This is a genomic window from Halapricum hydrolyticum (genome assembly GCF_025517535.1).
Taxonomy (GTDB): domain Archaea; phylum Halobacteriota; class Halobacteria; order Halobacteriales; family Haloarculaceae; genus Halapricum; species Halapricum hydrolyticum.
Genome location: NZ_JAOPKC010000008.1, coordinates 24,175 through 39,291, shown reverse-complemented (window position 1 = coordinate 39,291; position 15,117 = coordinate 24,175). Strand labels below are relative to the sequence as shown.

The following is a 15,117-nucleotide window of genomic DNA, read 5'->3' as shown; positions in this document are numbered from 1 at the left end:
TAGGACGCCTCTCATTCGTTGTTCGCGTACGGCAGTGCCCGTGAGGCGCCGCTACGACCGAGAAAGATACGAGTAGCGACAGGTGTCACACGGGCGATCGAAATCGCGAGGCGACGGGTTCATTAGGAACCCGCAAGTAACGAACTTCCGCTACAGATGATCCACACACGGACCCGTTTCACGACCCGTATCGACGGATGGCGAACTGATCTCGCCGGGAGGGCTGACGCGTGAGCCAGCAGGACCTCTCCGCGGACGAGATCACGCTGCCGATCAAACGCACCACCGGCGACACGCTCGAGGAGCGACTCACCTCGAACGCCTATCACAACATCTTGCCGGCGCGGTATCTTCGGAAGGACGCCGACGGTGAGCTCGTCGAGTCCCAGGAGGATCTCTTCGAGCGCGTCGCGAAGAACGTCGCGCTGGCGGAGGCCGTCTTCGAGGCTCGAAAGGAAGACGTCGAAATCACGGTCACCCCGGACCAGCTCAAGCCCGACCATCCCCGGCGTGACGAACTCGCCGAGGAGGTCTTCGGCAAGGGGACGACCGCCGACGACGACGCCGAGACGACGCTGACGCGGTACAACGTCAACAAGTTCTCCTACGAGACGATCGTCTCGGAGCTCCCCGCCGACATCCGCGAACACGTCGAGGACACCGCCGCTGAGTACCAGGAGCTGATGGAACATCTCTCGTTTATGCCGAACTGTGTCCCGCCCGAGTCGCGGGTCGCAGCTGAAGGAGGACTCAAGCCCCTTGGGGATATTGAACCTGGCGAGCGCGTCTACGACGACCAAGATGGGACCGCTCGTGTCGACTCGAAGTTCGAAAACGGTGAGAAGCTGGTCAAGGAGATCGAGACGAACTTGGGATATACAGTTCAGGCTACGCCTGAGCATTATTTCCGGGTTATTTCGGAGAGCGGCGAGTACGAATGGCGACAGGTAAAAGATCTCAAGCCGGACGACGTGATCGCACTCCAGAAGAACTTCCTCGACGATGAGGGAACGACAGCCAGCCTGCTCCCGCCGACAGCAGCTGATGGCGGGGCAGTCGCCGCGGAAACGACGACCCTCGGTAGGCCACGAGAGGCCATCGACGCACCCGACTCCATGACGCCTGCGCTCGCGGAGTGGCTGGGCCTCTATGTCGGTGACGGAACAGCACGAGAAAGTGGCGTTAGAGTTGCGTTCGACGAGCAGGACGACGACCTCGTCGAGTACTGGCGCGAACTGACCGAGTCAGTGTTCGGGTTCGAGCCGACGACACGACACCGCAACGATGCAGCGTGCGTGGTCGGCCAGGCCGGGAGGCGCGATCTGTACGATTTCCTCGACCGAAACGAGCTTTTGAAAGACACCTCGAAAAACGCGGCAGTTCCGGACGCAGTACTCGAATCGGGCCGGACCTGCGTCGCCACGTTCCTCAGTGGTTTGTTCGAGGCAGACGGTACCGTCGGTGAACGGACCATCGAACTGTACACACACAGCGAACAGCTCGCCGATCAGGTACAGAAGCTGTTGCTCGGTCTGGGTATTCGCTCGTCTGTGAACGCAAAACGGGACGGGTTCCGAGTGACGGTCCGCAAGAACGTCTCTGGGAAACGGTTCGTCGACCGCGTCGGATTCCTGAGCGAACGAAAGCTGACGGAGTCGAAACGGTTTGAGACCGTGGCCGAGAACGCCACGTCGGTGAAAATCCCGAATCAAACCGACCGTCTTCACGAGTGGTTCCAGCAGAGCGATCTTGGACACGACGCCTACCGTGATCTCTCGCAGTTCCTGATCGATCCTGATTCTGCGTACCACCAGGAGATCGGCGTCGGTGTCTTCCGCCGTTACGCGGAGAAGTACCCTGAACTTTGGGACTCCCCAGTCGCCGAGTTCGTTGAGCGCGACCAGTTCTACGAGCGAGTTTCGACGGTCCGCGATGTCGGTCGAATGGCCGTCGAAGACATGCAGGTTCCGCGTCGGAACACCTACGTTGTTGAAGGGTTCGTCAGTCACAACAGCCCCACACTGATGAACGCTGGCGACGAACTCCAGCAGCTCTCTGCCTGTTTCGTCGACTCTCCCGAGGACGACATCGACGATATCCACCAGACCGCCAAAGAGGCCGCACAGGTCTTCCAGTGTCTGACTGAGGACACGCAGGTCTACGTTGAGGACAAGGGCGTTGTCTCTATTGCCGACGTCGAGCCCGGCGATCAGATCGTCCAGCGCGACGGAGACGGACACACCGTTCAGAACGTCGAGGAAACACACGCATATGACGATTCACCCGTCAGCCGTATCGAGACGGAAGCCGGGATCGACCTGACCGGGACGCCGAACCACGAACTGCTCGTCGATGGCTCGTGGACGCGGATCGACCAGATTGAGGCCGGGGATACCCTCTCGTTGCGACTCGGCTGGATCGACAACGAGGATACGACACCCGAACTCACGACCGTCGCTGGCGGGGCCCAGTGGTCCGAAAACCGGACGATCTCGAACGACGACATCCTCGAACTCCACGCTGAGGGACTCAGCGATTACGAGATCGCGGACCGACTCGACAGCTCGCCCTCGACGATACAGCGCCGTCGCTCGCTCGAACTCGGGCTTGATCCCAACGGGAGCGGCGGCCGGTCCGGCGGTGACGTGAGCTTCGATGAGGACGAGTTCGAGACGCTCTACGACGACGGCCACTCCGACGGTGAGATCGCGCGGGAACTGGGCGTCTCGACCCGCAGTGTCGCCCGGTTCCGCGAGACGCAATCGCTCGAGGCGAACGGAGATGCCGTCAAGACCGTCACGCAGCCGACCGAGTTCACGCCCGAACTCGCGGAACTCGTCGGCATGTGGGTCGGCGACGGCTCGAAGCACGAAGACGGCCTTCGCTTCCATCTCAACCGCGAAGAGACCCTCGAGCGTGCCGACCGACTCTCCCGTGACCTCTTCGATGTCGGGCTGGACTGGCGCTGGGATGAGGGCTGTTACGAGGCTGTCCTGCACAGCCACGAAATCAAGCGCTGGTGGCTCGCCAACTTCGGCGACGCCAAACCGGACGCGGCTTCGGCGTCGGTCCCGAGCGAAGTCTGGCAGGCCGATCGAGAGACGATCGGCGCGTTCCTCCGGGGACTGTACTCGACCGATGGGAGTCTCCAGAAGGACACCTATCCGCGACTGTGGAGCGCCTCGGAGAATCTGATTGGGGATGTCCAGCAGCTCCTCCTTGGTCTCGGTCTGCCAGCGATCCGGTGGGAGTACGACACCGACGAGCGCGACTACTACAACGTCGGTCCGACTGGCGAGCGAGGTCTCGAACGCTTCCTCGAGTCAGTCGGGTTCGTCGACGACCGCTCGGAGACGATGGCCGAGACACTCTCCACGATCGATTCCAGAGGACCGAGCGTCGGAACACGCGAGGGGTCGACCTGGCATGTTCCCGTCGAAGCCGTCAAGGATGCCGGAACGGACACTGTCTACGACGTCACCGTCGCGGACGACCACGAATACGTCGCGAGTTCGGTCGTCTCGCACAACAGCGGTGGCGGCATGGGGTATGCCTTCTGGAAGCTGCGCCCGTACGGCGACGCCGTCGGTTCGACTGGCGGGATCGCCTCTGGCCCGATCACCTTCATGCGGACCTACGACCAGATGTGTGAAACTATCGCCCAGGGTGGCGCTCGACGGGGTGCCCAGATGGGCGTCATGCGTGTCTCTCACCCGGACGTCATCCAGTTCATCCACGCCAAGAACAAGGATGTCTCGCTGGCCGAGACGCTGCGGCTGAACGACCCCGACGACTTTACCCACAGCTCCTTCGAGGAAGCGCTCGAAGAGGCTCGCGGACTCATCGACGAAGACGGTCGCGTCCCCGAGCACCTGCGTAACGCCGTCGAGGGGCACCTCTCGAATTTCAACATCTCCGTCGGGATCACCGACGACTTCATGGACGCCCTGCGGAACGGCGAGGAGTTCACGTTCACGAACCCCCGGACGGGCGAACCTCACGTCACGACCGAGGAGACCAAGGAACTGTACGACATGTTCGGCCTCGGCGAGTACGTCGAGGTCGGCGAGGAACTGTCGGTACCCGCCGAAGAGATCTGGGACCACATCATCCAGGGCGCACACGAGAACGGCGAACCTGGCGTCGTCTACCTCGAACGCGCGAACAAGGAACATTCGTTCGATGTGGAGAAAAATCCAGAGCATAGAATACTTGCAACAAATCCCTGTGGTGAGCAACCCTTGGAGGAGTACGAGGCCTGCAACCTCGGACACATCAACCTCTCGACGCTGGCCGCCGAGGACGCCCCCGACTGGCGGGTCTGGTCGGATCGTCACGCCGACGACTACGAGACGACCGAAGCGGCCGTCGAGGCGTTCCTCGAGGAGGCGATCAACTGGGCGGAGTTCGACCACCGTATCGAGATGGGAACGCGCTTCCTGGAAGACGTCGTCACGATGTCGGACTTCCCGGTCGAGGAGATCGAACAGAAGGTCCGGGAACTGCGCAAGATCGGGCTGGGCATCATGGGGCTGGCCCAGCTGTACGTCCAGCTCGGGATGAAATACGGCGACGAGGTTTCCGACGAGGTCGCCCGCAAGCTGATGACCCACATCAACCACCACTCCAAGTGGACCAGTCACGAACTCGCCGAGGAGCGAGGCCCCTTCGAGGAGTGGGAGAAATCGAAGTATGCGGACCCAACCGAATACCGCGAGTGGTTCGAACACTACACCGGCGAAGACGCTGACGAGTGGGCTGAGGGCTTCCCGATCCGCAACCACAACACGACGACGATCGCGCCGACCGGGACGACTAGCATGGTCGGCAACACGACCGGTGGCTGTGAGCCCATCTACAACGTCGCCTACTACAAGAACGTCTCCGACGACGTCCAGGGCGACGAGATGCTGGTCGAGTTCGACGACTACTTCCTGCGCGTGCTGGAGGAGAACGACATCGACGTCGAGGCTGTCAAGAAAGAGGCCCAAGAGCAGATGGCTGCAAACGAGTTCGACGGCATCGACGGCCTCACGACGGTGCCCGACGCCATCGGCGAGCTGTTTGTCACGACTGGTGACCTCTCGCCCAAACAGCACGCCTCGATCCAGACCGCGCTCCAGGACGGGGTGGACTCGGCGATCAGCAAGACCGTCAACGCCCCCAACGACTCGACCGTCGAGGACGCCAAGGAGGTCTTCGAGTACATCTACGAACACGGCGGCAAGGGCGTCACCTACTACCGCGACGGCACCCGCAGCAAGCAGGTGCTGACCACCCGCGCCCAGAACACCGAGTTCGCGGACATGGATCGCGAGGAGATCGTCGCTCAGATCGAGGAGGTCTTCGACGGCATCGAGGGCTTCCTCGAGAGCGAGGAGGTCCAGGCGGCACTGGACGAATCCGTCGAACAGCTACTCGGCGTGGCCGACGGCGAGACGACAGAGTACGCCCAGAAGCGCCCGCGACCGGACGTCCTTCACGGCGTCACCCAGCGGATCGACACCGGCTACGGGAAGCTGTACGTCAACATCAACGAGGACGAACAGGGTCGGCCGTTCGAACTGTTCGCCAACATCGGCAACTCCGGCGGGTTCACCGCCTCGTTCACCGAGGCGCTCGCCAAGACCATCTCGACGGCGCTTCGCAGCGGCGTCGATCCCGGAGAGATCGCCGACGAACTGCAGGGCATCCGCTCGCCGAAGGTCGCCTGGGACAAGGGCGAACAGATCCAGTCCATTCCGGATGCAATCGGAACCGCAATGCGCCGGTATCTGGACAACGACATCGAGCGGGCCTATCCCCAGCAGCAGAACCTGACCGAACTCGAAGACGAGTTCGAGGACGGCGATGGGGCGGCCGAGCAGGCGGTCGACGACCAGCAGGAACTCATCGAGAACGGCGAGAGCCCCGAGTGTCCGGAGTGTGGCTCGATGTCGCTGTACTACTCGGAGGGCTGCAAGACCTGCGAGAACTGCGGCTGGAGCGAGTGCTGAGCCAGTCGGTCTCGTACCGAAATACACCCTCGGTTGCCGCACCCCGAACGGTCAAGCCGATCGCACCGGATCGTTCGAGTATGACCGATTCGGGCGGCCGGCCGTGTCCGCGCTGCGACCGGCCGATGTATCACCGCCACTGCAAGTACGTCTGTCCAGTCCACGGCGTCGTCTTCGACTGTGCGGATACGTTTTACTGATCGATCGCCGGACCGTCGAGCACGCCGCGCCGCCGGAGATGGCGGTAGGCGGGCCCGCTCAACAGGACGACCCCGAGCAGCGTCGCCCCGAAAAGCAGCGATAGGGTCGAGCCGGCTTCTTCGAGCGCGAACGTCCGCATCGACGCGCCGGCCAGCACGGTCGCGACGACCCACGGCGTCTCGCCGGCGAGCGTTCCGAGCGCGTAGCGTCCGGCGGGGATCTCGGCTAGCCCGGCCGCATACGAGACGCCGTCCGCGGGCAGCGGGATCAGGCGCGCGGCGATCAGTCCGCGAAGGTCACCCGTCACCGCGACCGTCGAGCGACCGAGCGTGTGTAGGCGCGCGAGCGGTCCGCGCTCCCGCGGTGCGTACCGCGCGAGCAGGTACGGCGGCAGGCACGTGTAGACGGCCCCGGCCAGTCCGATCGGGATCCCCACGACTGGCCCGTAGACGAACCCGACCAGAAGCGACAGCGCCGAGATGGGCCACAGCACCAGCGAGCGCGCGCCGTAGAGGGCGACCAGCGCGAGCGCGAACAGGCCGGGCCGCTCGGCGAGTCCGAGCAGCGATCCGAGCGCCCGCTCGGGCGTGATCACGAGCACGCCGACCGCGCCGGTCGCCGCGAGCGCGAGCCCGCCCGCGAGTTGAATCCGCACCTGCCGGTCCATCACGCGACAGTGTGCCGGCCAGCGGAATACACCTTGTGGTCGTGTCTTTCTTGCTCACGCCGTCCCTTGTGCGCGTGTGGACCGCGATCCCGTCGAACTCGGCGTGACGCTGCTCGCCCACCTCGAAGACGAGTCACTGTCGGTCGCCGAGGCGATCGACCGTCTGGAGACGATCACGACCGACCCACATCTCACCAGAGAGATCCTCGACACGGCCGAACTGCGCGGGATCATCGAGCGCGAGGCGGGGCGGATCCGCACCCGGTCGGGCTCGTTCGTCCGCTTCGAGAGCCAGGTCGTCTCCCGGGAGGGCGACTTCGAGTGTCGGCGCTGTGGCTCGTCGCTGTCGACCGGCTACTTCATCCAGTTCGAGACCGGCGAGCTCGGCCCGTTCGGCTCCTCGTGCATCCGGAAAGTGACCGGTCGGGAGTGACTTTCCTCGTGCGCGTCACAGCTGATAGACGAGTTTCTCGGCGGTGTCCAGGCCGTTTCGCAGCGCGGCGTGGATCCGGCCCTCGCCGGGGATCCAGTCGCCGACGAAGTGCAGGTCGTGGTCGACGGCCGAGTCGATCGGCCCCTGCCTGACGGCGTCGTCCGGCAGGGCGTAGCGCCACCCCTGGTGATCGGTCCAGTCCGGCTCTCTGAGGCGGTCGTCACCGAGCAGGTCCGCGGTCAGATCGATCAGTTCGGCGACGTTGGTCTCGGGGTCGCGCTCGAAGTGTCGCTCCGACCAGCCCTGGCCGGCCTGGACGACCAGCACTGACTCGCCGTCGGGGACGTGGCCCGGCTTGCACTCCTCGCGAGCGACCCAGCCGATCTCGTGTTCCTTGTCCGTGTTGATGACCGCGTAGTAGGGCCGGTCCAGTTCGAAGGGATAGTGCAGGATCGTCGTCCAAACACTGTGGTAGGGGACGGCCTCGATCGCTTCGACGAGGTCTTCGCGCAGGGGATCGTCCCAGTCGGCCGTCCGCAGGAGTTCGGCCGTCTGCGGAGCCGGCGGATTGACGACGAGGGCGTCAAACGGCCCCCACGACGCCCCGTCGGCGTCGGTGAGCCGCCACTGCTCGCCCTCGCGGTGGATCCGTTCGACGCGGGTGTTTCGGTGGACGGTCGCGTCGGTCTGCCCGAGCAGGCGCTTGGCGATCTGTGTCAGTCCTGCCTCGTAGCTCCACTTGTGGTCGTCGCTGTCTCGACCGGGACCGATCTCGCCGTCGGCCTCGTAGGCGTAGATCGGTCCCCGCGTGTCGACCAATCCCTCGGCGGCAAGCGTCTCGGTAACCAGTTCCGTCACCCGGCGGTCGTCGTCCTTGAGGTAATTCGCGCCGTAATCGTAGGTGACCGGGCCCCTGCGGCGAGTGGCCGCACGCCCGCAGAGGCCGCCCGACTTCTCGAGGATCGTCACCTCGGAGTCTTCGAGGGTCTGGTCGAGTACGTACGTCGCGGCCGCGGCCGCCACGCCGGCACCGACGACTCCGATCGTGGTCATGCCGGCCCGTTAGGATCGGATCCCCAAAACTGCCCGCCTCGCTCGCCCTTCCGTCCGGACCCGAACGAACGATAGTAAACAATAGCTCGAAACGTTCAACACTGAGACCACGAATCCGTGCATATGGCTCACAGATTCAGTATGGACCGCCGCGCGTATCTCAAGACGGTCGGGGCAGTCGGTGCCTCGGCCGCGATCGCCGGCTGTTCGAGCGGTAGCGACGACACCATCGTTCCCGGGACCAACGCCGCGTTCGCACCCTTCGAATACAAGGAAGACGGCGAGATCGTCGGCTTCGACATCGATCTGGCCGAAGCGGCCATCGATCGCGCCGGCTACGAGGTCGGCGACTGGTCGGACCTCAAGTTCGGCTCGCTCATCCCGTCGCTGAACAACAACGACATCGATCTCATCGCTGCCGGGATGACGATCGAACCGGATCGCCAGGAGCAGATCGATTTCACCGACCCCTACTGGGAATCGAACCAGTCCGTGCTCGTCCAATCGGGCGGTGACTTCCAGCCCGAGGGCGAAAGCGATCTCGAAGGGAGTCGGATGGGTGCCCAGAAGGGAACCACCGGTGAGAGTGAGGTCGAGCGACTCCGCGAAGAGGGCGTCATCGCCGAGGACGACCTCAAGCGATACAACAATTACGTGCTGGCTGTCGAAGACCTCGAAGCCGGTAACGTCGACGCCGTTGTGGTCGACCAGCCCGTCGCGAACAACTTCGCCGCCGGGCGGGACGTCTCGGTCTCGTTCGTCATCGAGACGGGCGAACAGTTCGGCATGGGGATGCGCCAGGACGACGATCGACTCGCCGATATCAACGACGCGCTCGCCGAACTGCGTGAAGACGGCACCTACGACGATCTCGTCACCGAGTGGTTCGAATAGGAACGATGATCGACACCGCGTCGCAGGCGAACGGGATCGAAGCCGTGTTCGGGCCCGGCGGTCAGATTGACAGCGTGCTCCAGGCCGGCGACTGGGCGTTCGTCGCCGCCAACTGGGAGTACCTGCTGGCGGGGACGGTCGTGACGATCCTGCTGACGATCACGAGTCTCTCGCTGGGCTTTCTGGCCGGGTTCCCTGCCGGGGCGATCGAGGTCTACGGCTCCGGGCGGCTCAGCGATGCCGTCAGCACGTTCGGCGTGTTACTGCGGGGTACACCGATCGTCGTGCTCGTCGTGCTGTTCCATTTCGGTCTGCCGTTGCCCCGGCTCGGATCGATTCCCTGGCTGGAGATTAACCTCACGGCGTTTCTCTCGGCGACGCTGGCGCTCGGACTCCGGAGCGGGGCCTACCAGAGTCAGGTGTTCCGCGGCGCGATCCAGTCGATCGACGACGGGCAGCTCGAGGCTGCTCGGTCGGTCGGGATGAGTACGCGCCAGTCGATCCGCCACGTCGTCTTTCCGCAGGCGCTGCGACGCTCGCTGCCGGGCTTTCAAAACGAGTTCACGATCGTCCTCAAAGACACCAGCATCGCCTTCGCGATCGGGCTGGCGGAGCTGCTGACGCGTGCGGAGAACCTCTACCTGCAGCCCGGCAAGGGCACGGCTGTGATGGAGGTCATTCTCACGATCACGGCGATCTACTTCGTGTTGACCTTCGCGACTAATCGGTCGCTCGATGCGCTCCACGACCGCTATTCGATTCCGGGTGGTTCCGAATGAGTCTGCTACGCTTCGAGAACGTCTCGAAATCATACGGCGACGAGGAGGTACTGCACGACGTCAGTTTCGAGCTGGACGCCGGCGACGTCGAAGTGATCGTCGGCCCGAGCGGGTCGGGCAAGTCGACGCTGTTGCGGTGTGTCAACCGACTCACCGAGATCGACGACGGCGCGATCTACCTCGACGGCGAGGACGTCCATGCCATGGACGAGAACGCGCTGCGCCGGCGCGTCGGCATGGTCTTTCAGGACTTCAACCTCTTCGCCCACCGGACGGCCCGCGGGAACGTCACGCTCGGGCTGACGGAAGTGCTGGGGTTGTCCGAGCGCGAGGCCACCGAGCGCGCCGAACAGTACCTCCAGCGGGTCGGCGTGGCCGATCAGGCGGAGGCGTATCCGGCGGAACTGTCGGGCGGGCAGAAACAGCGCGTCGGGATCGCCCGCGCGCTGGCGATGGATCCCGATCTCATCCTGTTCGACGAGCCGACCAGCGCGCTCGATCCCGAGCTCGTCGGCGAGGTGCTGGGCGTCATGCGCGATCTCGCCGACGACGGCATGACGATGCTGGCTGTGACCCACGAGATGGGCTTCGCCCGCTCGGTCGCCTCTCGGCTGACGTTCCTCGAAGACGGACGGATCGTCGAGCGCGGGCCGCCAGAGCGGCTCTTCGAGCAGCCCGACCACGACCGCACCCGCGAGTTCCTCGGCGGGCTGACTGACCTCCACAGATGAGCGTCGACGAGACTGAACCGGCCGCGGTCGGCGAGCTTCCCGGGCGACGACGCCTCACTGTGCTCGCGGTCGGGGTCGTCTTCTGGGCGTGGCTGCTGGCTCGCTGGGCGTATCACAACGCGGTGCTGGATCGGGTCTTCGGCGCGCTGGGCGCGCCAGATCTGCTCCGCTCGGAGGTGCCCGTCAGGAACCGCGAGCCCTGGCTGCCGCCAGAACCGTTCGCGTCGGCCGCCGACGCCGTCGCGTCGCTGGGGCTGCCGGAGGTGGCTACTGGCTGGCTCGTCTGGCTGCTCGATCTCGTCGCGTTCGCCATCGAGAGCGCGCCCGCACTGGCCGAGGGTGCCTACGTCACGGTGTATCTCACCGTCGCGTCGATGCTGCTCGGGCTGGTCGTCGCCGTCCCGCTGTCGGTCGCGCGCGTCTACGGCGGGACCGCACTCAGCTGGCTTTCGCTGGCGTACACGGAGTTGATCCGCGGGACGCCGCTGCTCGCACAGCTGTTCCTGCTGTACTACGGGCTACCACTCGCAGGTGCGATCGACAGCGTTGATCTCGTCGGGAGCGGGTCGGTCCCGGGGGCGGCGGTCTTCGTCGCCATCGTCGGGTTCACGATCAACTCCTCGGCCTACCAGTCGGAGTACATCCGCTCGGCCCTGCAGTCCGTCGACGAGGACCAGCTCGTCGCCGCCCGGTCGGTCGGCCTCTCGAAGTGGGCCGGGATCCGCCACGTCGTTTTGCCCCAGGGGTTGCGATACGCTATCCCCGGCTGGACCAACGAGTTCGTCTATCTCATCAAGTACTCCGCGCTGGCGGCGTTCATCACCGTCTCCGAGCTATTCGGCCGGGCCGATATCATCGCCTCTGACACGTTCAGAACGACCGATATTTACGTCATCGTCGCAGTGTTCTACCTCGCGCTGGTGTTGACGACTGCGCTCGCGATGGAGCGCGTCTCCACGGCCGTCGCGATCCCCGGTGTCGGCCAGCACGAGGGCGACCGGTGATCTGGTCCAGAGAAACGCGAGCGCCCGGCTGACGGGACGAGGTTCGCGCCCCGGTGAGTTGTGTCACTTGCTGAAGAGCATCACCCTGTTGAACAGATGGGATGAGCTCGAAACTTGCGCTAATCATCCTCGATACTTCACTTCTGTCACTCGTTACTGTCGTGTGACCTGACCAGTGTCAGGAGATCTTGTTCCAGTTCACCGCCAACAAACTGGACGTGCCTCGTTTCAGCCTCGTAGTCGATTATCCCAGCTTCCTTCAGTTTTGGGAGATGGGTATGGTGAAGTGCGATCCGGACGCGTTGTCGATGTTCGTCGGATACTCGCTCCGTGTCTTCGTCTCGAATCATGTCTGCAACGCGCTCCACCAGCGCATCGTATTCCAGTGTCCCATCGGATGCCCTGGTTAGTGAATTGAGGATAGCCCGTCGATGTTCGTTCCCTACTGCCGACAGAATCCTATCGGGGGAAATCGGTTGCTCTCGTTCCGCAGAGCTGGAGAAATCGTCGATCCCCTGTCGATCAGATATCCCTCGCTCTGCATTCTCATCCATGCTCACACAGCGGAGCCCCAACTACCTGGTTCTGTTCCATGATGCACAAAGGAACCTGCCGCTCCACTTACGCCTCGGCCTCGGGGGTAAGGAGTGCATGTCGTGTGAACGCACCGATGGCACGACGCAGCCGCTCCGTCACTGCTTGATCAGAAATTCCGAGTTCGTCCGCGAGTTCTTCGGTCGTGCAGCCTCGGGGAATATCGTAGTACCCCATCCGAACGGCAAGCATGAGCGCATCCCGCTGTGGCTCGCTCAAGCCGTACCACGGACCAGCTCCGGGGTCAGTGGGATTGTATATCCGGATGATCTCCAGTGATATGTGCGCGTCCTCACAACATGTCTGCCACTGGCTCAATGCCTCACGGTCGGAGAATCGTATCTCGAAATCCCATCCTTCAGACGTTCCGGTCGCACTCCGTATTTCTCCTTCGTGGTCAAAGATGCACTGAAAGAAATGGTCTTGGCTCGCATCCCAATCGAGCCTGAATAGGGTCCTGTCTCCGAACACGTCCACCTCCGCTACGCTGTTGACCGTCGGATAGCGTTGGACGGTGTCGAGAAACCCGTTTTCGACCGGTTCGTAGACCCAGAAGAGCGGCACAGTAACGTCACCACTCGGGACGAGTGTTTCGAGTTCGATAGCCGACGTCTCATTGAGCTTGAGTATCTGCCCGAGTTCGAAGTCATCGGGTGGAATTCGAAGCTCCACGATCACGCTCATTTTCTCTTGTGAGACTAGGTTGTTCTGGGCCCTACAAAAGGAGTAGACATGGTGCACCATGTCTACCAGCATGCAATCAGCCCTCCCTGCTCGCGGAAGACGCGATTCTATCTCCTGACCGTGCTTTGGCCTGTCCCGGAGCCATGATACACCAGCCACGTCAATTATTGGTCTGTCGGACGAAGACTCCCGCATGGCGACCGTGATGGAGTTTACGAGCCCGGCAGAGGAGTTTCCGCTGGGGAGTGTCTTCGAGAACTTGCCGGGAGTGACGGTCGAACTGGAGCGACTGATTCCACACGAGACGCTGATCATCCCGTACTTCTGGGTGCGTGGCGTGGAAACCGAGGACATAGAAGCCGCGTTCGACCCACACGAGGGCGTGACGGACATCCGACTTGTCGATAGCATCGAGGACGAGTATCTCATGCGCGCAGAGTGGAAACAAGAGTACTTTGGCGTCCTGAGTGCCCTGGCCAAGGCCAACGTCGTTGTGCTCACTGGGATCGGAACGAAAGACCAGTGGCGATTCGAGGTGCGCGGTGAAAGTCAGGAGACAGTTGCTGAGTTTCGAGAGTACTGCCAGGATAACGACATCCCGATAGAGATCACCGCTGTCCACGCAATGCTTCCGATCCAGGGGGAAGGCTACGAGTTGACCGAAACCCAGCGCGAGGCGCTGATATTGGCCTACGAGCGTGGCTACTTCGACACCCCCCGCGAGGCGTCGCTCGAAGAAATCGCGGACGAGCTTGGCATCACCCAGCAATCGCTTTCGTCACGACTCCGACGCGGGCATCGACGCCTCATTGGAGCGACGCTCGTTAGTTTGCCGTGATCGTTCTGGCTGTTTGCTTTTAAACTTCCTGTATAATAAGTACCCTAACTAAACCGATTCAGGCCGGTAGAATAGGTAGATATGGACGCTGTGGTGTCTGGAGTCGGAGTAGAGTCAGTCGAGTATCATCAGGACTCTGCGACTGTTCGTATCCAGTTCGATCAGGAGAAGACACCCGCAAGCATGGCTGTAATCGCAATGCTGGCAGAAGTGATGGACGCTGATCCGGTTGAACTGGACCCACTCCATTCTACGGTTGACCCAGACGCGTTGGATGCGCTCGTCCGCGTTCGCACCGGGACGGACGGAGATATCCACGTTACGTTCACGCACGAGGACCACGCAATAACCGTGTTCAGCTACGGTGTGGTCACTATCACAGCTGGCCACGAATCCTCAGTGAAGAATTACGGGGGGAACGCGGGAAGATGACGCCTGCGGAGACCCCGCTCACGTCGAAAGCGGAACTGAACGCTGAGCTAAAAGCCCTCCTCCTCAGAGCCTACGAGAATGGACTCGATGTGAAAGGCGCATTTGAATGTCGAAATGGAGTCGACCATCCTGACTGGGACGTGGTCGTCACTGAAGTCGAAAAGAACGAGTCTTCGGAGTAGCCGACAGCGAGGGCGACTAGGTCCGTAGCAGGTACCCCATGACTGACAAGTGCTGTAACGGTGATCAAGTGGAAAGAGTACTGTTAGCCCAACAGCGACGAGTATTACGTGCGCTACTGGAAGATAGTTCGAGGCCTGCAGATCCGATACTTCGTGAGGGAGAGATACTTGACTCCGAGGAGTACCTCACGGTCTGTTACGAACTCCATCACGTTTTGCTTCCCGCGTTAGCGGATGAGAGGCTCGTCAAGTTCGACAGGGTCGAAGACGAGGTACGACGAGGAACGAGATTCGACGAGATGCGTCGGTTTGTTGAACGGATCGATAGCGACCATGATCAGTGAGTGCACCTCTGATGTCCAAATAGTCGTGTTGGGCGTGCCGATTCTCCTCGATGGCCCGGTTGACGATCCATGCTCGGAACTCCTCGTATCGATCTCGTACTCCGTCGCGACCGCAAACGGATCTTCTCCCCCGTCGATGACTCGACGTTTGATGTCGTGGACAGCGATCCGCGTCCCCTCGATACGCGGAGATCCGGACCGAATATCCTCGTCACGCACGATCGCACTCATATCTGACCGTTGTTCCTACTCTCGTATTAACCTTCGATGGAGCGCGTCTCCACG

General features: G+C 62.6%; 15 protein-coding genes. 10 read left to right on the top strand and 5 right to left on the bottom strand.

The genetic code is table 11. The annotated features are described in order from the left end of the window. Positions 1 to 230: 230 nt before the first annotated feature. Together OB916_RS08915 and OB916_RS08910 are read left to right on the top strand one after the other, a co-directional pair. Positions 231 to 5,996, top strand: a complete 5,766-nt coding sequence (locus OB916_RS08915; RefSeq protein ID WP_315908944.1) for an adenosylcobalamin-dependent ribonucleoside-diphosphate reductase — start codon at positions 231 to 233, stop codon at positions 5,994 to 5,996. An 80-nt stretch (positions 5,997 to 6,076) separates the two neighbouring features. Then, a complete protein-coding gene (locus OB916_RS08910) occupies positions 6,077 to 6,196 on the top strand; it encodes an HVO_2523 family zinc finger protein (RefSeq protein ID WP_315908943.1) in 120 nt (39 codons plus the stop codon). Here OB916_RS08910 and OB916_RS08905 read toward each other — a convergent pair. Beyond that, positions 6,190 to 6,864 (bottom strand): TVP38/TMEM64 family protein, encoded by a 675-nt coding sequence (locus tag OB916_RS08905; RefSeq protein ID WP_315908942.1) that lies wholly within the window; start codon positions 6,862 to 6,864, stop codon positions 6,190 to 6,192. The two genes, OB916_RS08910 and OB916_RS08905, sit on opposite strands and share 7 nt — an antisense overlap. A 76-nt stretch (positions 6,865 to 6,940) precedes the next feature. On the opposite strand from OB916_RS08905, the gene OB916_RS08900 reads away from it, so the two are divergent. Beyond that, on the top strand, positions 6,941 to 7,297 hold the full coding sequence (locus OB916_RS08900; RefSeq protein WP_315908941.1) for a DUF5830 family protein: 357 nt from the start codon (positions 6,941 to 6,943) through the stop codon (positions 7,295 to 7,297). A 15-nt stretch (positions 7,298 to 7,312) separates the two neighbouring features. On the opposite strand, the gene OB916_RS08895 is transcribed toward OB916_RS08900, so the two are convergent. After that, positions 7,313 to 8,350, bottom strand: a complete 1,038-nt coding sequence (locus OB916_RS08895) for an NAD(P)/FAD-dependent oxidoreductase (RefSeq protein WP_315908940.1) — start codon at positions 8,348 to 8,350, stop codon at positions 7,313 to 7,315. A gap of 123 nt (positions 8,351 to 8,473) precedes the next feature. On the opposite strand from OB916_RS08895, the gene OB916_RS08890 reads away from it, so the two are divergent. From OB916_RS08890 to OB916_RS08875, 4 genes are read left to right on the top strand one after another with little or no spacing between them, the layout of a single operon-like run. Next, positions 8,474 to 9,244, top strand: a complete 771-nt coding sequence (locus tag OB916_RS08890; RefSeq protein ID WP_315908939.1) for a transporter substrate-binding domain-containing protein — start codon at positions 8,474 to 8,476, stop codon at positions 9,242 to 9,244. A gap of 5 nt (positions 9,245 to 9,249) precedes the next feature. Further along, positions 9,250 to 10,023, top strand: coding sequence for an amino acid ABC transporter permease (locus OB916_RS08885; protein ID WP_315908938.1), 774 nt, complete (start codon positions 9,250 to 9,252; stop codon positions 10,021 to 10,023). Further along, positions 10,020 to 10,754: an amino acid ABC transporter ATP-binding protein gene (locus tag OB916_RS08880; protein WP_315908937.1), complete on the top strand. Its 735-nt coding sequence runs from the start codon at positions 10,020 to 10,022 to the stop codon at positions 10,752 to 10,754. The genes OB916_RS08885 and OB916_RS08880 overlap by 4 nt, the downstream gene beginning before the upstream one ends. Next, positions 10,751 to 11,758, top strand: a complete 1,008-nt coding sequence (locus tag OB916_RS08875) for an amino acid ABC transporter permease (protein ID WP_315908936.1) — start codon at positions 10,751 to 10,753, stop codon at positions 11,756 to 11,758. Before OB916_RS08880 ends, OB916_RS08875 begins: the two co-directional genes overlap by 4 nt. Before the next feature lie 146 nt (positions 11,759 to 11,904). Here OB916_RS08875 and OB916_RS08870 read toward each other — a convergent pair whose 3' ends face one another. Next, a complete protein-coding gene (locus OB916_RS08870; protein WP_315908935.1) occupies positions 11,905 to 12,312 on the bottom strand; it encodes a DUF7344 domain-containing protein in 408 nt (135 codons plus the stop codon). A 67-nt stretch (positions 12,313 to 12,379) separates the two neighbouring features. Further along, the gene (locus OB916_RS08865) at positions 12,380 to 13,036 is read right to left on the bottom strand and encodes a helix-turn-helix domain-containing protein (protein WP_390884070.1); all 657 of its coding nucleotides are present in this window, start codon (positions 13,034 to 13,036) and stop codon (positions 12,380 to 12,382) included. 193 nt (positions 13,037 to 13,229) lie between these two features. Here OB916_RS08865 and OB916_RS08860 point away from each other — a divergent pair, with 193 nt between their 5' ends. From OB916_RS08860 to OB916_RS08850, 3 genes are all read left to right on the top strand, one after another. Beyond that, positions 13,230 to 13,874 (top strand): helix-turn-helix domain-containing protein, encoded by a 645-nt coding sequence (locus tag OB916_RS08860; protein WP_315908933.1) that lies wholly within the window; start codon positions 13,230 to 13,232, stop codon positions 13,872 to 13,874. Between the two features lie 81 nt (positions 13,875 to 13,955). Next, positions 13,956 to 14,306 (top strand): HalOD1 output domain-containing protein, encoded by a 351-nt coding sequence (locus tag OB916_RS08855; RefSeq protein WP_315908932.1) that lies wholly within the window; start codon positions 13,956 to 13,958, stop codon positions 14,304 to 14,306. After that, positions 14,303 to 14,488, top strand: a complete 186-nt coding sequence (locus OB916_RS08850) for a hypothetical protein (RefSeq protein WP_315908931.1) — start codon at positions 14,303 to 14,305, stop codon at positions 14,486 to 14,488. Before OB916_RS08855 ends, OB916_RS08850 begins: the two co-directional genes overlap by 4 nt. Before the next feature lie 227 nt (positions 14,489 to 14,715). Here the strand turns inward: OB916_RS08850 and OB916_RS08845 are convergent, their stop codons facing one another. Then, positions 14,716 to 15,063 carry a DUF433 domain-containing protein gene (locus tag OB916_RS08845; RefSeq protein ID WP_315908930.1) on the bottom strand — a complete coding sequence of 116 codons (348 nt, stop codon included), beginning with the start codon at positions 15,061 to 15,063 and terminating at the stop codon, positions 14,716 to 14,718. Positions 15,064 to 15,117 lie beyond the last annotated feature (54 nt).